Origin of the sequence: Streptococcus sp. HMSC073F11, assembly GCF_001810785.1 — a bacterium.
Lineage (GTDB): Bacteria > Bacillota > Bacilli > Lactobacillales > Streptococcaceae > Streptococcus.
In genome coordinates this window covers 438,039-460,505 of sequence record NZ_KV802698.1, presented here as the reverse complement: position 1 = coordinate 460,505, position 22,467 = coordinate 438,039, and the positions used below count along the sequence as shown (strand labels likewise).

General features: G+C 42.3%; 22 protein-coding genes. 5 read left to right on the top strand and 17 right to left on the bottom strand.

All coding sequences use genetic code 11. The features are described from left to right. Window positions 1-105: 105 nt before the first annotated feature. The 5 genes from HMPREF2764_RS09015 to HMPREF2764_RS10210 all read right to left on the bottom strand — a co-directional run bounded on the left by HMPREF2764_RS09015 (window position 106) and on the right by HMPREF2764_RS10210 (window position 3,327). Entirely contained in the window at window positions 106-393 is a 288-nt protein-coding gene (locus HMPREF2764_RS09015) for a rhodanese-like domain-containing protein (protein WP_070529013.1), read from the bottom strand. Window positions 394-506: 113 nt separating this feature from the next. Next, window positions 507-1,085 carry a uracil-DNA glycosylase family protein gene (locus tag HMPREF2764_RS09010; RefSeq protein ID WP_070529012.1) on the bottom strand — a complete coding sequence of 193 codons (579 nt, stop codon included), beginning with the start codon at window positions 1,083-1,085 and terminating at the stop codon, window positions 507-509. A 53-nt stretch (window positions 1,086-1,138) separates the two neighbouring features. Further along, on the bottom strand, window positions 1,139-2,539 hold the full coding sequence (pepV, locus tag HMPREF2764_RS09005; protein ID WP_070529009.1) for a dipeptidase PepV: 1,401 nt from the start codon (window positions 2,537-2,539) through the stop codon (window positions 1,139-1,141). Between the two features lie 13 nt (window positions 2,540-2,552). Continuing rightward, window positions 2,553-3,158 carry a nitroreductase family protein gene (locus tag HMPREF2764_RS09000; protein WP_000670166.1) on the bottom strand — a complete coding sequence of 202 codons (606 nt, stop codon included), beginning with the start codon at window positions 3,156-3,158 and terminating at the stop codon, window positions 2,553-2,555. After that, window positions 3,145-3,327, bottom strand: a complete 183-nt coding sequence (locus HMPREF2764_RS10210; RefSeq protein ID WP_050100764.1) for a hypothetical protein — start codon at window positions 3,325-3,327, stop codon at window positions 3,145-3,147. The genes HMPREF2764_RS09000 and HMPREF2764_RS10210 overlap by 14 nt, the downstream gene beginning before the upstream one ends. A 1-nt stretch (window position 3,328) precedes the next feature. On the opposite strand from HMPREF2764_RS10210, the gene HMPREF2764_RS08990 reads away from it, so the two are divergent. After that, on the top strand, window positions 3,329-4,129 hold the full coding sequence (locus HMPREF2764_RS08990; protein WP_070529006.1) for an amino acid ABC transporter substrate-binding protein: 801 nt from the start codon (window positions 3,329-3,331) through the stop codon (window positions 4,127-4,129). A 188-nt stretch (window positions 4,130-4,317) separates the two neighbouring features. Here the strand turns inward: HMPREF2764_RS08990 and uvrC are convergent, their stop codons facing one another. From uvrC to recJ, 7 genes are all read right to left on the bottom strand, one after another. Continuing rightward, window positions 4,318-6,159 (bottom strand): excinuclease ABC subunit UvrC, encoded by a 1,842-nt coding sequence (gene uvrC / locus HMPREF2764_RS08985; RefSeq protein ID WP_070529004.1) that lies wholly within the window; start codon window positions 6,157-6,159, stop codon window positions 4,318-4,320. Window positions 6,160-6,197: 38 nt separating this feature from the next. Continuing rightward, on the bottom strand, window positions 6,198-6,899 hold the full coding sequence (locus tag HMPREF2764_RS08980) for a M57 family metalloprotease (RefSeq protein ID WP_070528998.1): 702 nt from the start codon (window positions 6,897-6,899) through the stop codon (window positions 6,198-6,200). 78 nt (window positions 6,900-6,977) lie between these two features. Continuing rightward, window positions 6,978-8,210 carry an aminoacyltransferase gene (locus HMPREF2764_RS08975; protein WP_001174043.1) on the bottom strand — a complete coding sequence of 411 codons (1,233 nt, stop codon included), beginning with the start codon at window positions 8,208-8,210 and terminating at the stop codon, window positions 6,978-6,980. 4 nt (window positions 8,211-8,214) lie between these two features. Then, on the bottom strand, window positions 8,215-9,438 hold the full coding sequence (locus tag HMPREF2764_RS08970) for a peptidoglycan bridge formation alanyltransferase MurM (RefSeq protein WP_000286583.1): 1,224 nt from the start codon (window positions 9,436-9,438) through the stop codon (window positions 8,215-8,217). 133 nt (window positions 9,439-9,571) lie between these two features. Beyond that, the gene (locus HMPREF2764_RS08965) at window positions 9,572-10,351 is read right to left on the bottom strand and encodes an alpha/beta hydrolase (RefSeq protein WP_070528994.1); all 780 of its coding nucleotides are present in this window, start codon (window positions 10,349-10,351) and stop codon (window positions 9,572-9,574) included. Window positions 10,352-10,418: 67 nt separating this feature from the next. Next, window positions 10,419-12,080: a ribonuclease J gene (locus HMPREF2764_RS08960; protein ID WP_000065614.1), complete on the bottom strand. Its 1,662-nt coding sequence runs from the start codon at window positions 12,078-12,080 to the stop codon at window positions 10,419-10,421. 170 nt (window positions 12,081-12,250) lie between these two features. After that, window positions 12,251-14,473: a single-stranded-DNA-specific exonuclease RecJ gene (recJ, locus tag HMPREF2764_RS08955; protein WP_004255494.1), complete on the bottom strand. Its 2,223-nt coding sequence runs from the start codon at window positions 14,471-14,473 to the stop codon at window positions 12,251-12,253. A gap of 176 nt (window positions 14,474-14,649) precedes the next feature. On the opposite strand from recJ, the gene HMPREF2764_RS08950 reads away from it, so the two are divergent. Genes HMPREF2764_RS08950 through HMPREF2764_RS08935 form a run of 4 tightly spaced genes read left to right on the top strand, consistent with a single transcriptional unit; the run spans window position 14,650 to window position 17,572 of the window. After that, window positions 14,650-15,408, top strand: a complete 759-nt coding sequence (locus HMPREF2764_RS08950) for an amino acid ABC transporter ATP-binding protein (RefSeq protein ID WP_001229571.1) — start codon at window positions 14,650-14,652, stop codon at window positions 15,406-15,408. 10 nt (window positions 15,409-15,418) lie between these two features. Continuing rightward, entirely contained in the window at window positions 15,419-16,213 is a 795-nt protein-coding gene (locus HMPREF2764_RS08945) for a transporter substrate-binding domain-containing protein (RefSeq protein WP_004255492.1), read from the top strand. Window positions 16,214-16,225: 12 nt separating this feature from the next. Then, a complete protein-coding gene (locus HMPREF2764_RS08940) occupies window positions 16,226-16,903 on the top strand; it encodes an amino acid ABC transporter permease (RefSeq protein ID WP_000131137.1) in 678 nt (225 codons plus the stop codon). 9 nt (window positions 16,904-16,912) lie between these two features. Further along, window positions 16,913-17,572, top strand: coding sequence for an amino acid ABC transporter permease (locus HMPREF2764_RS08935; RefSeq protein WP_070528991.1), 660 nt, complete (start codon window positions 16,913-16,915; stop codon window positions 17,570-17,572). A 93-nt stretch (window positions 17,573-17,665) separates the two neighbouring features. On the opposite strand, the gene HMPREF2764_RS08930 is transcribed toward HMPREF2764_RS08935, so the two are convergent. The 5 genes from HMPREF2764_RS08930 to cysE form a co-directional block, all read right to left on the bottom strand. Beyond that, window positions 17,666-18,796 (bottom strand): ABC transporter ATP-binding protein, encoded by a 1,131-nt coding sequence (locus HMPREF2764_RS08930; protein ID WP_070528988.1) that lies wholly within the window; start codon window positions 18,794-18,796, stop codon window positions 17,666-17,668. Between the two features lie 112 nt (window positions 18,797-18,908). After that, entirely contained in the window at window positions 18,909-19,778 is an 870-nt protein-coding gene (locus HMPREF2764_RS08925; RefSeq protein ID WP_070528985.1) for a helix-turn-helix domain-containing protein, read from the bottom strand. A 3-nt stretch (window positions 19,779-19,781) separates the two neighbouring features. Further along, window positions 19,782-20,168, bottom strand: coding sequence for a Mini-ribonuclease 3 (locus HMPREF2764_RS08920; protein WP_070528982.1), 387 nt, complete (start codon window positions 20,166-20,168; stop codon window positions 19,782-19,784). Then, entirely contained in the window at window positions 20,161-21,504 is a 1,344-nt protein-coding gene (gene cysS, locus HMPREF2764_RS08915) for a cysteine--tRNA ligase (protein ID WP_070529203.1), read from the bottom strand. Before cysS ends, HMPREF2764_RS08920 begins: the two co-directional genes overlap by 8 nt. Window positions 21,505-21,720: 216 nt before the next feature. Next, window positions 21,721-22,338: a serine O-acetyltransferase gene (cysE, locus tag HMPREF2764_RS08910; protein WP_070528979.1), complete on the bottom strand. Its 618-nt coding sequence runs from the start codon at window positions 22,336-22,338 to the stop codon at window positions 21,721-21,723. Window positions 22,339-22,467 lie beyond the last annotated feature (129 nt).

Sequence of the window (22,467 nt, the reverse complement as noted above, 5' to 3'; positions counted from 1 at the left end):
TTATACTCTTCGAAAATCTCTTCAAACCACGTCAACTTCACCTTGCCGTACTCAAGTACAGTCTGCGGCAAGCTTCCTAGTTTGCTCTTTGATTTTCATTGAGTATTAAAGTTCTTCAAAGGCCATCATGCCACCTTGTACATTGATAACCTCATAACCTTGTTCTGATAGGAATTGGCAAGCACGCGCCGATCTCATTCCAGATTTACAAATAACATAATGTAACTGGTCCTTGTCCAACTGATCATAGATATCGGCTAATTGACTCAGAGGAAGATTCTGAGCACCTTCTAAATGAAGAGTTTCAAACTCATCCACTTCTCTCACGTCCACTAGAGAAAGTTGGTCATTTTGGTAAAGCTGGTAAAATGCGTCAAAGGTTATTTCTTTCATTCTTTTTCTCCTAATACTCTTCGAAAATCTCTTCAAACCACGTCAGCGTCACCTTACCTTACTCAAGTACAGCCTGCGGCTAGCTTCCTAGTTTGCTCTTTGATTTTCATTGACTATAAAATGGTTTTAATTCTTTTTTTCAAATCCGGCACCACTTCTGACTCAAACCAAGGATTTTTGGCCATCCAGATTTGATTTCGCGGCGAGGGGTGAACTAGTGGAAAATAGGTTGGCAAGTAGTTCTGGTAATGTTTTACCCGTTCTGTCACCTTGCCACTGACTTTCTCCTGTAAATAGTAGGCTTGGGCATATTGGCCAATCAAGAGGGTCAATTGGATATCTGGTAATTCTTGCAAGAGCTGTGGATGCCATTTTTCAGCAAAGCCAGTTCTCGGTGGCAAATCACCTGACTTGCCATGCCCTGGAAAGTAGAAATCCATAGGCAAAACAGCAAAATATCCTGAATTGTAAAAAGTATCTTCATCCACACCTAGCCACTCCCGCAAGCGATCACCACTTTTGTCCTTCCAGTAAAGGCCTGCTTTTTGGGTTTTAAGTCCAGGCGCCTGACCGATGATATTGATGCGAGCAGTCTTTGGCGCTGCAAAGAGAGGCTCAATACCACGCTCTGTATAGCTGACATTCTGCGGATCTGCCATAATAGCCTGTTTGATTCTTTCAATTTGAGACATCTACTTTCCCTCCAAAAAGAAGTCCAAGCATAACATCTCAGACTTCTATCATTTTATTTGATCAATTCGTAAATAGCTTCGGCATAGATTGCTGCTGCTCGGAAGAGATCGTCCAAGGCGATAAATTCATTGGCTTGGTGCATGGTGTCAATTGAGTCTGGGAACATAGCACCATAGGCAACACCTCGTTCTAGCAAGCGACCAAAGGTTCCACCACCGATGACTTGCTCGTGACCTTTAAGACCAGTTTGTTTTTCATAGACATTCAACAAGGTTTGCACAAGTGGATCTTCCATTGGCACATAGTGAGGCGTGTGACCGTGTTCAGAAAGGCTAACAGAAGCAACTGGCAAGTTTTCAAGGATTGACTTGATTTGTTCTGGACTTGTTCCTTTTGGATAGCGGATGTTAAGGGCAATGGTATTGTCAGCGCCTGTTTCGTCAAAGCGGAAGACACCGGCATTCATAGAAAGAGCACCCATCTTTTCATCCACATGAGCAATCTTGAGATTTTCACCCTCATGGTCGTTCAAGAGAATCTTACCAGCGATGTCAAGGTAGTCTTTGGCTGGACCAGCAAAGTCAAACTGGCTAAGGAAGAGGGCTAGGTAAGTCGCACCATTGACACCTGAAGCAGGCATAGCACCGTGGGCTGATTTACCAATGATCGTCACCTTGTATTGGCCAGCTTCTTCTTGGAGTTCTCCTCTAAGTTTGTGTTCTGCAACAAAGGCATCTAGTTTAGCTTGCAAGTCAGCCAAATCACCTGAAACGACTGCTGTTGCTGATTCTGGTACCATATTTTCACGCAGTCCACCTGTGAAGCTATGAAGACGAGCGGCACCATTGTTTTCTCCTGCAAAGTGGAGGTATTCAGTAATATTTCCTTTTTCACCATTGATGATAGGGAACTCAGCATCAGGAGAGAAACCGAAGTCTGGCTTGGCAAGTCCTACGTGCTCGAAGTAGTAGTCCATATCTGCCCAGCCTGATTCTTCGTCTGTTCCAACGATGAAACGAACTTTCTTAGAAGTTGGAAGACCCAATTCTTTGATGATTTTCAAACCATAGTAACAAGCTGTTGTAGGACCCTTGTCGTCCGAAGCCCCACGCGCATAAAGGCGACCGTCTTTGATAGTTGGTGTGTAAGGGTCTGTGTCCCAACCGCTACCAGCTGGAACCACGTCCATGTGGGCAAAGATACCGAGAACTTCTTCTCCTTCACCAAACTCAAAATGTCCTGCATAGTTGTCAACATTTTTAGTTGGGTAGCCATCGCGGTCTGCGATTTCAAGGAATTTTTCCAAGGCTTTTACCGGCCCAGGTCCAAATGGATGCTGGGCATCAACCTTGCTATCGTCACGTTCTGAGTTGATTTCCAAAAGGCTAAACAAGTCAGCCAAGAGGTCTTCTTTGCGTTTTTCTACTTCTGCTGTAAAATCAATTGTTGTCATTTTTTTCTTCTTTCTATCTTTTCTCGATGATTTCATCTACTGGCAAGCGGTAACTTGGTTCCAATTTTTCGTCTGTGTATCCCACTGTAATCAAGAGTTCTGGGCGGAAGCGGTCTTCGATTTCCAAAACTTCGTTGACTTTTGATTTGTCAAAGCCAAGAATAAGATTTGATCCGATTCCTTGGTCTGTAAGAGCCAAAACTAAGTTCATAGCAACCAAACCTGCATTGAGGGCTAGGTAGTCGCTGACTTGTTGTTCGTTATAGCGTGCAAATTCCGCAGGCAAATTCTTCATAAAATATTGAAGTTGTTCTTCAGAAAAGTTATTAGCACCACCAACTCGGGCAATCTTACGAGCACGTTTAGCCAAATCTGTGTCTGTAAACAAGGCAATAGTTACAGGCGCTGATGATACCTGTTCAAAGTTTGAACCGTAAGCCAATTTTGCTAGTTCGGCATTTTTCTCACGAACCACCACAAATTTCCAAGGCTGGCTGTTGTGGGCGCTTGGAGCCAAGGTTGCAATTTCGATAGCCGTACGCACATCTTTTGGATCAACTGGCTTATCAGTGAAATGCTTAGTCGCATGACGTTTTTTATTTAATTCAAGAAATTTCATAATCGATTTCCTTTTCTAATTCTACTGCTTCCATTCTACCATATTTTGAAAGAGCTTGCAGAGATTTTTCATGATTAAGATTTTTTATTACAGCCATAAAAAATATATATTGGTTCATCAAGAAAGTTTCTGATAAACTAGCAAGTACTTTACATTTGAATGGAGACATTATGAAAAAATTTAGCCTTTTACTACTCATCTTCCCATTTTTAGTTGCCTGTGGAAATCAAGCTACACCTAAAGAAACCAGCTCTCAAAAGACAATCGTCGTTGCTACAGCTGGCGATGTGCCACCATTTGACTACGAAGATAAAGGCAATCTGACAGGCTTCGATGTTGAAGTTCTAAAAGCAGTAGATGAAAAACTCAGCGACTACGAGATTCAATTTCAAAGAACCGCCTGGGAGAGTATCTTCCCAGGACTTGATTCTGGTCACTATCAAGCTGCGGCAAATAACTTGAGTTACACAAAAGAGCGTGCTGAAAAATACCTCTACTCACTTCCAATTTCAAACAATCCCCTCGTCCTCGTCAGCAACAAGAAAAATCCTTTAACTTCTCTTGAACAAATCGCTGGCAAAACAACTCAAGAGGATACCGGAACTTCAAACGCTCAATTCATCAATAACTGGAATCAGAAACACACTGATAATCCTGCTACTATAGATTTTTCTGGTGAAGATATCGGCAAACGAATCCTAGACCTTGCTAACGGAGAGTTTGATTTCCTAGTTTTTGACAAGGTATCCGTTCAAAAGATTATCAAGGACCGTGGCTTAGACCTCTCAGTCGTTGATTTACCTTCTGCCGATAGCCCCAACAACTATATCGTTTTCTCAAGCGACCAGAAAGAGTTTAAAGAGCAATTTGATAAAGCACTCAAAGAACTCTATCAAGATGGAACACTCGAAAAACTCAGCAATACCTATCTAGGTGGCTCTTACCTCCCAGATCAATCTCAGTTACAATAATACTCTTCGAAAATCTCTTCAAACCACGTCAGCTTTATCTGCAACCTCAAAGCTGTGCTTTGAGCAACCTACGGCTAACTTCCTAGTTTGCTCTTCGATTTTCATTGAGTATAAGATATATTAAAAACGATTGGGCCAGCCAATCGTTTTTAGTTTGCACAATTCTATTCAGGAAAAGAAGGTCTCTTTTAATCATGCCCAGTTTCCGTTTGGTAATCTACTCTTTCTTCCGCCACTTGAGCTAATTCCTCTTCTTCCTGCGGGTTCAACTTCCTCTGCACAGCCTCTGCAACAGCTCTAGGTACTCCAACTTCGACAATCTCATCCACACTGGCTTCCTTGATTTTGATCAAAGACTTGAAATGCTTCATGAGATTCTGCTTGCGTTTAGGTCCCAGACCTTCAATTCCATCCAGTTGTGATGAAAAAGAATTTTTGGAGCGCAGTTGACGGTGGAAAGTAATAGCAAAGCGGTGCACCTCATCTTGAATGCGTTGAAGGAGGAAAAATTCCTGAGAATTGCGAGATAACTCCACCACCTCAAGCGGATCTCCAAAGAGCAATTCATGGGTTTGGTGCTTGTCATTCTTTTGCAAACCTGCAATGGGAATATCCAAACCCAGTTCCTCTTGTATGACTTGCTTGGCGATATTGACCTGACCTTGTCCCCCATCAATGACAATCAAATCTGGCGGAGTCAAGCCGTCACGTTGAACTCGACCATAACGCCTGCGAATAACCTCTCGCATACTAGCATAATCGTCTGGCCCAACCACAGTCTTGATTTTATACTTACGGTAATCCTTCTTACTAGGCTTGCCGTTAACAAAGACCACCATAGCCGAAACAGGACTGGTTCCCATGATATTGGAGTTATCAAAAGATTCGATGCGAACCGGAGTCGGGATTTGGAGCAAGCGTCCCAGATTTTCAATGGCACCCTGAGTCTTTTCGACAGATTTTTCTAGCAGATTGAACTTCTGCTCCAGACTAACACGAGCATTTTTTATGGCTAGATTGACCAGTTGTTTTTTCTCACCACGCTGGGGTTTGACAATCTTAGTATCTACCAAAGCCTTGACAGCTTCTTCGTCAATATCCTGCGGAATCAGAACCTCATTGGGAACTAGATGAGATTTTTCTTGATAGAATTGTCCTACATAGGTTAGAAAGTCCTCATCCGGATCATTGTAGTAGGGGAAAAGATTGACATCCCGCTCAATGAGTTTTCCCTGACGGACAAAGAAAACCTGAACACACATCCATCCCTTGTCCACATAGTAGCCAAAGACATCCCGATTTTGGAGATCCTTAGCCATGACCCGTTGCTTGGTTCGAAGTGTTCCAATGGCTTGAATTAGGTCACGGTATTCCGCCGCACGTTCAAATTCCATAGTCTGGGCTGCCTTTGCCATCTTACCTTTGAGGTCATCGATAATTTGATCATCCTGCCCTTTTAGAAAATCAGAAACCTCCTGAGCCATAGACTTAAAATAGAACTCATCTTTCTTACAGATAGTGTGAGCCATACATTGGCCGATATGGTAGTAAAAACAAACCTTAGAGGGTGGATTCGTACACTTTCGAAAAGGGAAAATCCGATCCAGTAGTCGCTTGATTTCATTGGCTGCTCCCACATCTGGATAAGGTCCAAAGTAGAGCCCTCCGTCCTTTTTGACCTGTCGGGTGATAATCAAGCGAGGATAGCGCTCATTGGTGATTTTGATGAAAGGATAAGACTTATCATCCTTGAGCATGATATTGTATTTAGGCTTATTTTCCTTAATCAAGTTGATTTCTAGGAGAAGGGCCTCAATATTAGACTCCGTAACGATAAATTCAAAATCCACAATTTCAGACACCAAGGCCTCTGTCTTGGTATCATGACTCCCACGGAAATAGGACCGCACGCGGTTACGCAGATTTTTAGCCTTTCCTACATAGATAATGGTGCCGTTTTTATCCTTGTGAATGTAGCAACCAGGGCTGGTCGGCAAGAGCTCTAGTTTTGATTTAATCAAGTTGTTCATAGTTCCATTATAGCAAAAAAGTAGGGAAAGATAGTCCCCTACTCATTGGTCTCATATATTTTTCGAAGGTTTGCAACATCCTCTTTCTGAATACCGTAAAAAGAACCTGCTGGTTGCATGACAGACTTCTCATCTGTATGGTCCAAGCCGATCGCATGACCTAACTCATGTTCTGCAGTATGGACAAGGCGCTCATAGGAATACCCATAGTTAGGATTGGACAGATAATAGTGATTCAACCGCACCGTGACAGACAAGAATTGTCCTGTTAAGAGATTGGTCTGACTTTCTGCCTCTCCTGCCACAGGAGTACCTCCGTCATTCATCTCCGTAGCCAAGATATCTGCCTTGCTGGACTCGGTGACAATTTCAAAGTTAAAAGCACCCGTTTGATTCCAATTCAGAATCGCTTCTACATAAGCTTCTTGAAAGCGTGAATCCATCTGGGGATCCAGGTAAATACGAGCAGAAGCCTGTGGCCACCTTCCTTCAGAGTGTTGGTGGCTATCTGTCTGATTTAACTTAGGCAGTTGCCCAGTTTTTTCCCATTGGTCGATACTTTGTTGACCAATTTTTACCGACCGCTCTACTTGCTTTAGCGCTCCTTGAAAATCTCCGTTCAAATACCAGAGAATTCCGAAAGCAAGAGCACATAGGAGCACAACTATCCAAACCAGGCGCCAAAACAAACGCCAAATAAAAGAACAAAAAGCTCCTATCAAACGAAAAATCCAGCGCATATCCCTCCACCTTTCTAGCAAATAAAGGCTATTTTACTAAAACAAGCTGAAAGAAAGCTAAAGACCAATTTTCTTATCTTAGCGTCCTAATATTTTTTTGAGTAACTGAATAGCTTTATATTTTAGGGGAGATGGATAATAACGGAAAGTTCCTGCTTTACGTACAATATAACCATTAAAATTTTGTTTAAAGCGTAAAACACCATCACTACCATCAAAAATCCCTTGAATCCCTAGAAAGTTGTATTTAGGGATCCCACGTTTTATGCTTTCCAACATAACATATTTCTGAAGCAAAGCTGGTGCATAAAATTTATTAAACTCAGTATAGGAACCACTAAAAAGATAGGTCGTTTCTTGAGGCATATAAATAAATAAACTACCTGCTAAGACAAGATCTTTCTCTCCATATTTTTTAATCAACTCTCGTGCTTCTGCTTTTCGAACTTCAAAGCTTTCATACTGCCTAGCCAACTCTTTGTGTTCTTTTTTCTTTTGTGCAGAATCTGGATATTGTTCTAATAAGAGTAATGAGGTAGCTATTTTTTCAGATAATTCTTTTTGCTTATGTATTAAATTTTGTATATATTCTCCTAAATTTAGAATAGCAATTACAAACTCGGCTTTTTCTCCAAAAGAGTCATAAAAATGCTCATAATATTCTAAACTTTTATCACTATATTCTCGACGTTCAGAGGTTGTTTTTGTTATATCTTTAAAAATTGAAAGTTCTTCACGATTTAATTTTTTCAACTGAATACCAAATGTATCAGCCTTTTTCACCAAAGCTTTCCCCTTTTTACTAAAACTGTTAAGCAAGGTCTTTTCAGTTAGCTCATTCAAATCTTTACAATATAACCAATCCGGTTCTCCACCTGGGTAACCTGTTTTTAAACCATCAAATTGATAACCTAAATCAGTCAAATCTTGAATAATACTTTTTTTCTCAGCATCTATTGGATTACCTTCACCATCAAAAGTTTGATAAGTTTCATAAGGTTTTACAAGCAACTCTAATACACCATTTTGCTTGGCATATTCTTTTAACTCCGCATAAAAAACTGGGAGAGCATCTTGTTGGGTATAAATCGGCCCCGAATTGATCTCCATATGTAGGCCACCCAGCATGGGCAAGCTATAAACCAGAGCTGCAACTTGAATTTCTCCTTCTTGTTTCAATGCAAGATAAACAATTCGAGCCCCTCTTTTTTCTAACAAGTCCCCCATCTGGACAGATTGCATAAAAGAACGAGAAGAGACCTGATCAGAATAAGCTTGAAATTCTTCTTTTGTGAGTGTAATTAATGCCATGTACTTACCTTCTATGATGTTTTGTTCTTAATGCCTTGCGAAAATCAAGAGCGATTCTTAACAGAGAATAAAGAGGATGGGTGGGCATTGTAAACTCACCCAAGTATTCTTCAATCGTTGGATTAAATTTTTCCTTAAAATGGTAAAGTCCACCATTGAGAGAGTTTTCAACACCACCTAAATTTTGCCACACCATACCTCGCTCAAAGGCATAGCGAGCTGTTTCATACCAAGTTAAAATTGGTGCATTATAACGTTTAAAAGCATCATCCATACCAGCATATAGATTAACAGAGGTATTACCAAATTCCAAACTCAAAGTAGCTGCTAAAGGAATGTTTGATTTTTCTTCATTCAGATATCTCTGCAAGAAATCTCTTTCTTCTACCAAACGCTCTTTTTCCTTCTTCTGGGCTTCTACTTTTGAAGTTCGAGTCGACTCAGTAAACGCCTCTTCCAACGCTAAGTTTTTCGCTAACTGTTCTTCTAATTCTCGTAAACGCTTAGCGATATCCAGAGTAGCCAGCGTAATGTAGGCCTTGTCCTTAAAATTATCTAACAATTTTTTATAATAGGCTTCATTCCTCAAATGGATATCTTTTCGCTTCTCAGTTTTTTTCATCAAAAACGAGAAAGATTCTAACAATTCATCTCTACCAATCTGAATCTCTACACCCTTATTTCGAGCGGATCGAATAGCTTGTTTTGTTGACTTGCAAAGTTTATCTTCTGTAAAATTTTCCTTGTATACTTTTGCCTGAATACGAGGCTGAATGGTATCTCCCATTCCATCGGTCTTTCCTGACCACCTTACTCCCATTCTTTGCAAATTTTCAATAATAGCCATATTTTCAGGATATTCTATTTTTTCATGCTTGATTGAACTTTGCGATAGGCAAATACTTGGGTCAAAAATCACAAAAATCGCTCTCTTGCTTCGAGCATAGGACTTAATGGATTGAAGAACAAAGTTCAAGAGTTCAGCATCCTTATAATCTAATACAGGACCTCTTGGGATATAAAACATTCTATAGCCTAGAGGAAGAGTTTTAATCAAAATACTAGCTGTAGCCAGTAATTTATCTCCTCGGTAGGCGCCAAACTTTTCATGTTGCCAATCAGACTTAACCTCTTCCCAAGCACTACTTTGTAATACATTGACTAATTCATGTTCTTTAACAAACTGATCATATTCTAATGTGGGAATGCCAATTTGATAACGATACATCTCTTACTCTCTTTCCAACAATAATAGAATTTAACTACTATTCTACTATTTTTGTTTAGAAAGTCTAGTAAAAACATATTTTAGTTTCTATTCCATAGAAGACATGGTTATTGAAAGAGTAATACAAACTAAACTAGCTTAATCTCTCTTCTAATTTGAAATCAATTGGCAGAGTTGCTAGAAACCGTTCCAATTGTTTTTCCCAATAATACCACTCGTGAGTTCCAGTGCTATGGCTATAGGTCACATCAAATCCTATTTTTTTGAGGTTTTTCACTGCCAGATTATTGGCTGCATACAAGAAATCCTGTTCACCACACCAAGCCCAAAGCTTGGTCTTTTTATCCGATTTTTTAGCCAGACTTTCTAGAGAATAAGGACTAGTTGTCCAATCTTTAATCTCCCCAAACACACCTCTCCAGTAAGCTGGTGTCCCCAAATCTTGGCTCTCAGGAGAAAAATCTTGAAAGCTAAGAGCACCTGAGAAGCTAGCTGCGTGAGAAAAACGATTTGTAGCAAGAGCCAATTTGAAACATCCATAGCCTCCCATAGAGAGGCCAGCGATAAAGGTCTTTTCACGCTTGCTGGTCATGTTAGGGAAGAAGCGTTTCAGAACCTGTGGCAATTCCTCTGCTAGAGCTGTGTAATAGTCAAAACCATACTGGGTATCGGTGTACCAACCGTTGCTGGTATTGGGCATGACGACGATGAGATTAGTCCCCCGAAGCAAGCGTTCTACATTGGTTCGCTTGAGCCAACTATTATGATTGCCAGACATCCCGTGCAAGAGGTACAAGACAGGGATATCTTTACACTCTGGTTCTTCCACTCGATTGGCATCAGGGTAGAGGACATTCACCCCCCACTCCATATCCAAGACTTGTGAGTAATACTCGATGTTCATTACTGCCATAATTTTTTCCTCTATTTTTCTATAAGAAAAAGCCGAAATTCGACTTTCTCTCTGTTTATTTCAACAATTATTTTGCTTCCATGACTACTGGTAAAATAGCTGGACGACGCTTGGTTTGGTCAAAGAGATACTTGGTCAGATTATCACGAACCTTCCCTTTGAGATCTGCCCAGTCAAAGTCATCTCCTTGAAGATAGTCTTCTACCGTTTGGTTAATCAATTCTGAACTTTCACGGAGAATATCACGACTCTTCTTGAGATAAACAAATCCACGCGTGTGCACACGAGCCTTGGCCACAATTTTCTTCTCACGACGGTTAACGGTGATTGCGACGATGAAAATTCCATCTTCTGACAAGACCTTACGGTCACGAAGAACCACATTACCAACATCACCAATAGCATTCCCGTCAATCAAGACATCCCCTGCCGAAACCGCTCCAGCTGGGACAAAGTCTCCATTCTCATAAGCCATGCTGGTTCCCTTTTTAGGGATAAAAATGCGTTCTGGCAACATTCCAACTGCCATAGCAGCCTTAGCATGAGCATCTAACTCACGATATTCCCCTTGAATTGGGAAGAGATACTTGGGTTGCAAGAGGTTGATCATCAACTGCAAGTCACGCGCATTTCCGTGACCTGACACACGCAAACTTTGGGTGATCAGTTTAACAACCCCGCCAGCTTGATAAATCATGTTTTCCACACGCGCCATAACTGCTTCTTTAGCGATAGACGGAGTGGTTACGATATAGACCAAGTCACCGTCCTTGATTTCCACATAACGGTGACGACCAATCGACATCTTGCGAAGACCATTGATAGGCTCACCCATACGACCTGTCTCAAGGATAATTAACTCATGGTCCTCAAAACGAGACATATCTTTTGGTTTAATCAAAAGACTCTCGTTAGCTAGGGATAATTTCTTGAGACGAATAGCAGTGCGGACGATATTTTCAATATCAAATCCTGTCAAGACCACACGGCGGCCTGTTGCATCCGCAGCGTCAAACACCTGCTGGATACGAGAGAGGTTGCTGGCTACCGCCGCAACGATGATACGACCATCCCAGTCCGAAATGGTTTGAGTGATTTCATCCCCAACTTCACTTTCACTAGCCACTTGGATATTGCTATCTGCATTGGCTGAATCGCTAAGAAGAGCTAGAACTCCATCACGACCGATTTCTGCTAAGCGAGCAAAGTCTGTGGCATAGGATTCACTAGCTGTCTGGTCAAATTTAAAGTCACCTGTATAAACGATACTACCTTCAGCTGTCTTCAAGACAACACCCAGACTTTCTGGGATAGAGTGGGTCGTACGGAAGAAGGAAACCACAGTTCCTCCAAAATCAATCTCCGTATCCTCATCTATAACATGAAAATCATTGAATTTCTTAACTGTGTCATTTCCTTTGACAAAGAGTTTGGCCAACTCAATGGTCAGCTCAGACCCAAATACAGGCACCTTGGCTTCAGCCAAGAGATAAGGCAGAGCACCAATGGCATCCGCATGACCGTGGGTCAAGAAGACCCCAGCGATACGGTCACTGTTTTCAAAAAGGTAGTCCATATTTGGAATGACCACATCCACCCCTAGTTGTTCATTTTCAGGATATTTCAGACCTGCATCCAAAACGAAAATAGATCCATCGATTTCAGCGATATACATATTTTTCCCGTTTTCACGTACACCACCAAGTGTTGTTAAACTGATATTACTCATTTTTCCTCCGAAAGCTTAGTTTATCTTGATTATAGGGTTACTTACCCTCTTATTCTAAAAGCACTACTTTTAGCCGAATCTTTTCCTACCATTATACCATTTTTTTAATGATTTTCAAAATGAAGATTTGTTTTCAAAAAAGAGCTGGTTTCCCAACTCTTTCCTATCATCTACTCTTTTTCCATTAAAAAGTCATAAATTTCTTGCACGGTACCCAGCGCCATCATTTCTTGGTCTTTGACGGTTTGTTTGAGATTTTGGTAAATCTGACTCTCAGCTATATCACGCTTTTCAGCCTCTTTATTGACTGTCATGACCCCATCTTTGATCGTCACAAAGCCTAGCTCTTCAAATACTTGAATCATCTTGACCAGCAAGATTTGTTGAATATTAAGATAAGTAGCCAAATCTTTCAGCTTGTAGCGAATATCAAACTCTGGAAACTGGTAGATGGTCTTGTACAATTTTGCAAACTGCTCTCTAGTCCCATACCCTGTCAGATAGTAGGCCTTATCAATGTCATTTTTGAAATAGACAGCAGAGAAATTCTGTTTCTGAAAAATGGTCTTCAACAGAGTAATATCCTCAGGAACGGTTTTTAAGATAACAGCTTCACTATCCGCCAGATTTGGCAGTTCTCCAGCAAAATCCAAGACTGGAACTCCTTCTGGCAAGACTGCATTCTTCCCACGGATGTTAAAGAGTTGAACACCCTCCACACGCGCATCCACCATCATCAACTGCAGGGCAGTTTGGCCATTCCATTGGTTGACAGACAATTTGACTGCCAGCTCTAGATTCTTGGTTTGAGCAAATTCTGTTGCCCATCTACCTTGCCCGAAGGCTACCACTTCAAAACTCGCCTCACCCTTAGAAATTTTCAGTTTGAGATGGGCATTGCCTGCCCCCATGGTACGGGCACTTTCGACCTGAAAATCCTTGATATAAAAGACAGGTTTCTGATTGTCCATGCCAAAAGGTGCCAAACGTTCAAAACTTTTGACCGTTTCCAAGCTAAGTGTCTCCAAATCCAGCTCTTCATCTAAATTTAACTTGTTCTTGCCAGCAGCATCTGCACCTTTTTCACGAACATAATTTTCCAAGACTTGAGATAAATCTGAGAGTTTCTCCACTTCCAGCGTCATCCCAGCTGCACCAGCATGGCCACCAAAGGCGATGAAGAGGTCGCGATGAGGATCCAGAGCCTCAAAAATATCCACTGCTTCCACACTACGAGCACTACCCTTGGCACGACCGTCTTCTATATTGAGAACGATAACTGTCTTCCCTAGTTCTTCCAACAAACGACCAGCCACGATACCCAGAACCCCAGGATTCCAGCCTTCCTTGGCCAAAACCTGGACCTTCTTCTCAGGGTCCACCATGGTCTTAGCTTCTTCATAGATAGACTGGACGATTTCCTTACGCTCTTCGTTTTTCTGATGAATCATGAGAGCAATCTCGTGAGCTTCCTCATCATCAAAGCCAGTTAGCAAATCAATGGCAGGATTGGGATCATCCAAGCGGCCCAAGGCATTCAAACGAGGGGCAATCTGGAAACCCACCGTTTCTTCTGTTACTTCATTGGCAGCAATCCCAGCCATATCCAGCATTTCTTGTAAGCCAATGCGCTGAGTATGCCCCAGCATTTCTAGACCATATTGAACCAAGATACGGTTCTCATCCGTCAAACTAACCATATCTGCAATGGTACCAATAGCAACCAAATCAAGCAATTCCACTTGTACTTCTTCTAACAGGGCACAAGCCAGCTTGAAAGCCACTCCACAACCAGCCAAATATTTGAAAGGATAGTCCGCATCTGGATGTTCAGGATGGACAATAGCATAGGCATCTGGTAAGGTTTCAGGCATAGAATGGTGATCAGTCACAATGACATCCACTCCCATAGACTGGGCCAGTTCAATGGCCTCATGACCAGCAACTCCATTATCCACCGTCACAATCAAGGAAATTCCTTCTTGCTCGATAAAATATTTGTAAACACTGGCATTAGGTCCATAACCATCGGTAAAACGATTGGGCAGATAAACCCGGCACTCGGCACCAAGCTGTTCCAAACTTTCCTTAACAATCGAAGCCGAAGTCATACCATCCGCATCATAATCACCGTAAACGAGGATATTTTCCCCTTCTTCAATGGCCTGACGAATCCGTTCTACTGCCTTGTCCATATCATGGAGCAGATAAGGGTCGTGCAAGTCCTCCAAGGAAGGTTCTAAAAACTTCTTCAGACTTTCTTGGTTCTGAATCCCTCTTTCAAATAATAACCGAGCCACCTCAGGACCCAGTCCAGCCTTCTTGGCTATCTTTGTAAAATCCGCATCTTCTACCTGCGGGGCAAACTGCCATTCATAAGTAGGTGTTATCAAAAAGACATCCACTCTTTCTAAGAATTCTATTGCTTCATTATAACATGATTTAGGCTTTTTCTCTATCCTGATTGCTTTCTACAAAAATTTTACTAATTTTTTTCTGATATGATTTGACAAGAAAAATCTTTTGGTGTAGAATCATGTTATAAAATCTAACACAAAGGAGATTCCTTATGGCTTTAGTAGAATTTGAACACGTCGAAAAATATTACGGAGACTACCACGCACTCCGCGACATCAATCTCCGTTTTGAAAAAGGGCAAGTCGTTGTCCTCCTAGGCCCTTCTGGTTCTGGGAAGTCCACTCTTATCCGCACCATCAATGGTTTGGAGGCTGTAGACAAGGGAAGTCTTCTAGTAAATGGTCACCAAGTTGCTGGTGCCAGCCAGAAAGATTTAGTACCGCTTCGCAAGGAAGTCGGCATGGTTTTCCAACATTTCAACCTCTATCCACACAAAACAGTGTTAGAAAACGTAACACTTGCGCCCATAAAAGTTCTAGGAATTGATAAAAAAGAAGCTGAAAAGACAGCCCAAAAATATCTGGAATTTGTAAATATGTGGGACAAGAAAGATTCTTATCCAGCCATGCTTTCTGGTGGACAAAAACAACGAATCGCCATCGCACGTGGACTCGCTATGCATCCGGAGCTCCTCCTCTTCGATGAACCAACATCTGCCCTTGACCCTGAAACCATCGGTGACGTTCTGGCAGTTATGCAAAAATTGGCCCACGAGGGTATGAATATGATTGTCGTTACCCATGAAATGGGCTTTGCCCGTGAAGTTGCTGACCGTATCATCTTTATGGCTGATGGAGAGGTTTTGGTTGATACGACAGATGTTGATGACTTTTTCGACAATCCAAGCGAACCTCGTGCTCAACAATTCCTCAGCAAAATTATCAACCACGAAAGTGACAAAGTCAAATAAGGAGGCGCCTATGAAAAAGAAATTCTTTTTATCCGCATTATTGATTAGCCTTTTCAGCCTTGCTGCTGCAAAACCAGTCCTGGCTGATACCAGTGTCGCAGACATTCAAAAGAGAGGCGAGCTAGTTGTCGGTGTGAAACAAGACGTTCCCAATTTTGGCTACAAGGATCCTAAGACAGGGACCTATTCTGGTATCGAAACCGACTTGGCCAAGATGGTAGCTGATGAGCTCAAGGTTAAGGTTCGTTATGTGCCTGTTACCGCTCAAACCCGTGGACCCCTTCTAGACAATGAACAGGTCGATATGGATATCGCAACCTTCACCATCACAGACGAACGCAAAAAACTCTACAACTTCACCAGCCCTTACTACACCGACGCTTCTGGCTTTTTGGTCAATAAGTCTGCCAAAATCAAAAGCATTGAGGACCTAAACGGCAAAACCATCGGTGTTGCCCAAGGTTCCATCACCCAACGCCTGATTACTGAACTGGGTAAAAAGAAAGGTTTAACCTTTAAATTCGTCGAACTTGGTTCCTACCCAGAATTGATTACGTCCCTTCACGCTCATCGAATTGATGCCTTTTCCGTTGACCGCTCTATCCTATCTGGCTACATCAGTAAGCGCACAGTACTACTAGATGATAGTTTCAAGCCATCTGACTACGGTATCGTTACCAAGAAATCAAATACCGAGCTAAACAATTATCTTGATAACTTGGTTACTAAATGGAGCAAGGATGGTAGTTTGCAGAAACTTTATGACCGTTACAAGCTCAAACCATCTAGCCATACTGCAGATTAAGGAGGATACCCCATGACAGATTTATCATCTTGGACAGCCTATTTTCAGGATTTTGGACAATTTTTCAATGGTTTCCTCTTCACCCTTGCCCTAGCAATTGGATCCTTTATCCTCGCCATGGTTTTAGGCATCTTCTTTGGAGCCATGTCAACCAGCAAACGTCCAATTTTGCGCATTTTAGCTCGTATCTTTGTCGAATTTTACCAAAATACTCCCCTTTTGGTGCAGTTTGTTATCGTTTTTTATGGCCTACCTCTTATCAGTGACCATATCATCATGATTCCGATTTATTGGACAGCCGTTCTCTGCGTGGGACTCTATCACGGTGCCTATATCGCTGAGGTGATTCGCTCAGGCATTCAGTCTATTCCTAGCGGTCAGATGGAGGCCGCCTTGTCGCAAGGTTTTACCTATATCAGTGCCATGCGTTTGATTATCTTGCCTCAGGCCTTTCGTATCATTCTCCCTCCTTTGACCAACCAAATCGTCAACCTCATCAAAAACACCTCCACCGTCGCTATCATCTCTGGAGTGGACTTGATGTTTGTGACCAAGTCTTGGTCAGCCCTTAACGGAAACTATATCCCAGCCTTTCTAGGTGCTGCCCTTCTCTACTTTTCTCTATGCTTCCCTGTTGCCCAGTTTGGTCGCAAGATGGAGCAAGCCAACAAAAAAGCCTATTCACTTTAGGAGGTTACTATGGAATCCATTTTAAAAGTTTTGACCCCAGATAACCTAATCTTTATCTTTAAAGGATTTGGCTTGACCCTCTACATTTCTCTAATTGCCATCGTCCTCTCTACCCTCATCGGAACGGTGCTAGCCGTCATGAGAAATGGCAAAAATCCTATCTTGCGCATCATCTCCAGCATTTACATCGAGTTTGTGCGCAACGTTCCCAACCTCCTCTGGATTTTCACCATCTTTTTGGTGTTTAAGATGAAGTCCACACCAGCTGGTATTACTGCCTTTACCCTTTTTACCTCAGCAACCTTGGCTGAGATTATCCGAGGCGGTCTCAATGCCGTAGACAAGGGGCAGTACGAAGCAGGAATGTCGCAAGGATTTACCTCAGCCCAAATCCTCTACCACATCATTCTCCCACAAGCAATCCGTAAAATGCTACCAGCCATCATTTCTCAGTTTGTAACCGTGATTAAGGATACCAGTCTTCTCTACTCTGTTATCGCCCTACAAGAACTCTTTGGAGCTAGCCAAATTCTCATGGGTCGTTATTTCGAACCAGAGCAAGTGTTTAGTCTTTATATCCTGATTGCCCTCATCTACTTCAGCTTCAACCTAGCAATTTCGAGCCTATCTCATATGCTGGCCAAACGTTGGCAACAAGCTGCAGAATAATAAATTAACTCTCCAAGTACATGGAGAGTTTTTTCTACGCAATCTCAAAAAAACACTGCCAGATTTCTAGCAGTGTTTTGAGTTTTATTTATCTTAGTAAACTGTTTTTTCAGTTTCTACATCGAAGAAGTGTGCTTTGTTCAAGTCAAATCCAAGTTCAACTGTTGCACCTGTTTGCAAGTAGTCACGAGCATCAACTTTGGCAACAAATTCATCTTTACCAACTTGGCAGTAAAGGTGAGATTCTGAACCAAGCAATTCTGATACTGAGATAGTAGCTTTGACAACTGATTCTGGGAATGTTTCAAGGAAAGCAGGTTCTGCATTCACGTCTTCTGGACGGATACCGAAGATCAATTCTTTACCTTCGTAGCCTTTTTCACGAAGAACTTTCAATGCTCCTTCTGGCACTTTCAAGCGGAAACCGTCAGAAATAATTTCGCTACCAACCAATTTCACGTTGATGAAGTTCATTGCTGGGCTTCCGATGAATCCTGCAACGAATTTATTAACTGGGTTTTTGTAAACTTCTTGAGGAGTTCCGATTTGTTCAACACGTCCGATAGTACCTGTACCAGCAGGGTTCTTAGTTGCTGACATGATAACGATACGGTCCGCAAGTGTCATCGCTTCTGTTTGGTCGTGAGTTACGTAGATAGTTGTAGCTCCGATACGACGGTGAATTTTCGCAATTTCAGCACGCATCGATACACGAAGTTTGGCATCCAAGTTTGACAAAGGTTCGTCCATCAAGAATACTTTTGCATCACGGACGATAGCACGACCCATGGCAACACGTTGACGTTGACCACCTGAAAGGTCAGCTGGTTTACGTTCAAAGAACTCTTTCAATCCAAGGATTTCAGCTGCTTCTTGAACACGTTTGTCGATATCTTCCTTGCTGTATTTACGCAATTTCAAACCGAAAGCCATGTTATCATACACAGTCATGTGTGGGTAAAGAGCGTAGTTTTGGAATACCATGGCGATGTCACGGTCTTTTGGAGCTACGTCGTTGACAACCACGCCATCGATAGATGCAGTACCTTCTGTGATGTCTTCAAGACCAGCAATCATACGAAGAGTTGTTGATTTACCACATCCTGAAGGACCTACGAAAACGATAAATTCTTTGTCTTTGATGTCCAAGTTGAAGTCTTCAACTGAGTAGTGTTCGCTGTTTGGATATTTTTTGTAAATATTTTTAAGATTCAATTCTACCATGAGGTGAACTCCTTTTGTCTTTTGATAGTTTTATTATAGATGAAAACGCTTTACATTTCTATGGCAAGGTGACCAAAAAAATAAAAAAGTTCTGTGCAACTTGCACAAAACTTTAGAGAATATCTGGTAAAATCAACTGATAACACAAGGTCAGGTCAGTCAATTCTTTCAACTGTAGCCCTGTCAATTCTTCCCATTTATCAATCTTGTATTGGAGAGAATTACGGTGCAGATAGAGTTGCTGGGCTGTTTTAGTTAATACAGCACTATTTTCCCAAAGAGAGAGAATGATTTCCTGAATCTGATCTTGATCCAAAATCATCTGGTGTAGACATTCCTTGATTGCCTTCAAGTCCACGAGTCTTTCTCCCATACTCCAAAGATAGAGCTGAGAAAAAGTATGAACACCTTGGTGACCCTGACGCCACCAAGTCTTAAACAAATCCCGTTCCGCTCTGATTAAGTCTGATAGAGTTTGATATCCTGTCTGAGACCAAACCTGACCTAACATGATAGAGAGTCGTAGTCCAAAGTCATACTCAACCGCTTCAATCGTATCGCTTAAAATAGCTCGTACAGAGGTGTACTTATCTTGTTGAAGTACGAAAACATAATCCTGAGCTCCGACCTGAAGCACTGTCTGACAGTTAGGAAAAAGGGTCCGCATCATATCCAGCCAAGAAGCTAGATTTTCCTGCTGAAAATAGGAAAGATGACAATAAACCAACTGAATCTTTTTAAAAGTTTGTGGTGCTTGTCCCTTCCCCTCAACCAGATAAGAATACCAAGGATTGAGCGAACGAGCCTGCTCCTGCTGGGTCAAAAGGGAAATCAACTGCTTTTCACGCTCACTGAGCCCAGTTTCCTCCAGCAAAATCCACTGCTGAGAAGCTAAAGGGAGCGTGAGATAGCCCTCTTTCTCTACTGGTTGGTCTGAAATCTGAGCCTCAGGAAACCAGTCTTGTAGTTCTTTTGCCATCATGTCCTAGCCCTCCACTTTTTGGATGCACCACGAAATCAAGCTCTCAAGACGTTCCAGATTTTCAGTCATATGGAGATAGCCCATGACTGCTTCAAAACCTGTAGACATACGGTAAGTCACTACATCAGCATTTTTAGCCTTGGTGTGACTATTGGTATTGCGACCACGTTTGTAGATTTCTTCTTCTTTTTCCGTCAGGACTTGCTCCTCCAACATAAGGGAAATCAAGTGTGCCTGAGCCTTGGCTGACACATACTTGGTCGCTTCTTGGTGGAGTTTATTGGGCTTGGTCATACCTTTGAGGATGAGGTGACGGCGAATATACATAGAATACACCGCGTCCCCCTCAAAAGCTAACGCAATCCCGTTAATGAGATTGACATCAATCACGAGTCCACCTCACTCCATCCTTGGTGTCAAGGAGCTTAATCCCTTGAGCAGCCAATTGGTCACGGATCTGGTCCGCTGTCGCAAAGTCACGGTTGGCACGCGCTTCTTGGCGTTTTTGGATCAAATCTTCAATCTCTGCATCCAAAACTTCCTCAATAAAGACAATTCCAAAGACCTCTAACATAGCTGCAAGAGCTTCCTTAACACTTGTATCATAGTTGCCAGAGTTGATCCATTTAGCCATTTCAAAGACTACTGTGATACCGTTAGCAGAGTTGAAATCCTCATCCATAGCAGCTACAAACTTGTCTTTAAAGTCCTGTAACTCTTGAGCATCTACAGTCCCAGAAAATGGTTGCTCATAGGTGTTCTTCAGATACTTGAGATTGGTCTCTGCATCACGCACTGCTTTTTCCGTAAAGTTGATTGGTTTACGGTAATGCTGAGTCGCAAAGAAGAATCGAAGCACTTGCCCGTCAAGAGTTTTGAGGGCATCGTGTACGGTGATAAAGTTCCCCAAAGACTTGGACATCTTGACATTGTCGATATTGACAAAGCCATTGTGCATCCAGTAGTTAGCAAAAGTCTTACCTGTTTTGGCTTCTGACTGGGCAATTTCATTGGTGTGATGAGGAAATTCGAGATCAGCTCCACCACCATGGATATCAATAGTATCCCCCAAAATTTCTGTCGACATGACCGAACACTCGATATGCCAGCCCGGACGACCAGGCCCCCAAGGACTGTCCCAAGAAATCTCACCTGGTTTAGCAGATTTCCATAGAGCAAAGTCTACCGGATTTTCCTTGCGAGCTGTTTCTTCATCAGTACGACCTGAAGCACCCAGCTCCAAATCTTCCAAGGTTTTATTAGCCAATTTAGCATAGTTGTGGGATTTTTCCACACGGAAATAGACATCTCCTTGGCTCTCATAAGCAAAACCTTTTTCAATCAAATCTTCCACAAAGCGGATGATGCCCTCCATAAACTCGACTACACGTGGATGGCGAGTCGCAGGTTTGACACCCAAGGCCGTCACATCCTCACGAAAGGCAGCGATGTACTTGTCCGCAACCTCCTGAGGCGTGATGCCTTCTTCCTTAGCACGGTTGATAATCTTATCATCCACATCCGTGAAATTGGAAATATAGGCAACCTCAAACCCACGGTACTCAAAATAACGACGAATGGTATCAAAAGCTACCGTCGAACGAGCATTCCCCACGTGGATATAGTTGTACACGGTTGGCCCACAGACATACATCTTAACCTTACCGTCCTCGATAGGGACAAATTCTCGCAAATCACGAGACATGGTGTCATAGATTTTAATCATAAAATAATAGTCAGGAAAGCCAAAATCCAAGAACACTTAGTTTCATCACTAAGAGTTCAATTAAATTTCAGTCCGAATATCTCTACACTTCGGAATCCCTTGCTCCTTTCTAAAAATAAAAGAAGAATCAAATAAATGTAAGAAAAGGGCTGACAGTCGCCCTTTTACTTTACGACCTACTCAGCCGAATATCACCTTTTAAAAGATTGAAATATCTTACAGCCCAGATGATCTGTGGCTAGCTTCTTTAGCCTGCTCTAGTTTATTGACGTAATACTCTCGTTTTTCTTCGACTTCGTGAATGATTGGCTCATCTTTCTTACCATGAACACGGATAATCTTGGCCGGAATACCGACAACCGTCACATCACTAGGCACGTCTGCCACAACAACTGCTGCTGCACCGACCTTGGCATTTTCACCGATTTCTACAGGCCCGATAACTTGGGCATGAGCCGATATGAGAGCTCCCTTTCGAACGGTCGGATGGCGTTTGCCAACATCCTTACCAGTTCCACCAAGAGTCACTCCGTGATAGAGAAGAACTCCTTTTTCAACAATCGCTGTCTCTCCAATTACCAGGCCTGAACCGTGGTCAATAAAGACACCTGAATCGATCTGAGCACCCGGATGAATCTCAATCTGAGTCCAAAAGCGCCAGAACTGACTGTGCATACGAGCCAGGAGTTTGAAGCCATGCTTCCATAGAAAATGCGAGAGACGGTGGGCCGCCAAGGCCTTGACACCTGGATAAGTCAGCAAAACCTCCAAAGTGGTGCGGGCCGCTGGATCATTTTCTTTCACGATATCAATGGTTTCGCGCCACCATCCCATACATTTCTCCTTTTCTTATTCTGAATCTTTTGGTGTTTCTGTAAATTCTTTCTTAGGTTTATGGTCCTTGTGATGACGTGGGCGGTGAGGTCTCTCAGACTTTTCACCCTTTTCATCATGCTCAGGTTT

Bases quoted from the DNA above. Each gene is read 5' to 3' on its own strand.
- HMPREF2764_RS09015 (WP_070529013.1), bottom strand. From the start codon at position 393: ATGAAAGAAATAACCTTTGACGCATTTTACCAGCTTTACCAAAATGAC.
- HMPREF2764_RS09010 (WP_070529012.1), bottom strand. From the start codon at position 1,085: ATGTCTCAAATTGAAAGAATCAAACAGGCTATTATGGCAGATCCGCAG.
- pepV (WP_070529009.1), bottom strand. From the start codon at position 2,539: ATGACAACAATTGATTTTACAGCAGAAGTAGAAAAACGCAAAGAAGAC.
- HMPREF2764_RS09000 (WP_000670166.1), bottom strand. From the start codon at position 3,158: ATGAAATTTCTTGAATTAAATAAAAAACGTCATGCGACTAAGCATTTC.
- HMPREF2764_RS10210 (WP_050100764.1), bottom strand. From the start codon at position 3,327: ATGTCTCCATTCAAATGTAAAGTACTTGCTAGTTTATCAGAAACTTTC.
- HMPREF2764_RS08990 (WP_070529006.1), top strand. From the start codon at position 3,329: ATGAAAAAATTTAGCCTTTTACTACTCATCTTCCCATTTTTAGTTGCC.
- uvrC (WP_070529004.1), bottom strand. From the start codon at position 6,159: ATGAACAACTTGATTAAATCAAAACTAGAGCTCTTGCCGACCAGCCCT.
- HMPREF2764_RS08980 (WP_070528998.1), bottom strand. From the start codon at position 6,899: ATGCGCTGGATTTTTCGTTTGATAGGAGCTTTTTGTTCTTTTATTTGG.
- HMPREF2764_RS08975 (WP_001174043.1), bottom strand. From the start codon at position 8,210: ATGGCATTAATTACACTCACAAAAGAAGAATTTCAAGCTTATTCTGAT.
- HMPREF2764_RS08970 (WP_000286583.1), bottom strand. From the start codon at position 9,438: ATGTATCGTTATCAAATTGGCATTCCCACATTAGAATATGATCAGTTT.
- HMPREF2764_RS08965 (WP_070528994.1), bottom strand. From the start codon at position 10,351: ATGGCAGTAATGAACATCGAGTATTACTCACAAGTCTTGGATATGGAG.
- HMPREF2764_RS08960 (WP_000065614.1), bottom strand. From the start codon at position 12,080: ATGAGTAATATCAGTTTAACAACACTTGGTGGTGTACGTGAAAACGGG.
- HMPREF2764_RS08950 (WP_001229571.1), top strand. From the start codon at position 14,650: ATGGCTTTAGTAGAATTTGAACACGTCGAAAAATATTACGGAGACTAC.
- HMPREF2764_RS08945 (WP_004255492.1), top strand. From the start codon at position 15,419: ATGAAAAAGAAATTCTTTTTATCCGCATTATTGATTAGCCTTTTCAGC.
- HMPREF2764_RS08940 (WP_000131137.1), top strand. From the start codon at position 16,226: ATGACAGATTTATCATCTTGGACAGCCTATTTTCAGGATTTTGGACAA.
- HMPREF2764_RS08935 (WP_070528991.1), top strand. From the start codon at position 16,913: ATGGAATCCATTTTAAAAGTTTTGACCCCAGATAACCTAATCTTTATC.
- HMPREF2764_RS08930 (WP_070528988.1), bottom strand. From the start codon at position 18,796: ATGGTAGAATTGAATCTTAAAAATATTTACAAAAAATATCCAAACAGC.
- HMPREF2764_RS08925 (WP_070528985.1), bottom strand. From the start codon at position 19,778: ATGATGGCAAAAGAACTACAAGACTGGTTTCCTGAGGCTCAGATTTCA.
- cysS (WP_070529203.1), bottom strand. From the start codon at position 21,504: ATGATTAAAATCTATGACACCATGTCTCGTGATTTGCGAGAATTTGTC.
- cysE (WP_070528979.1), bottom strand. From the start codon at position 22,338: ATGGGATGGTGGCGCGAAACCATTGATATCGTGAAAGAAAATGATCCA.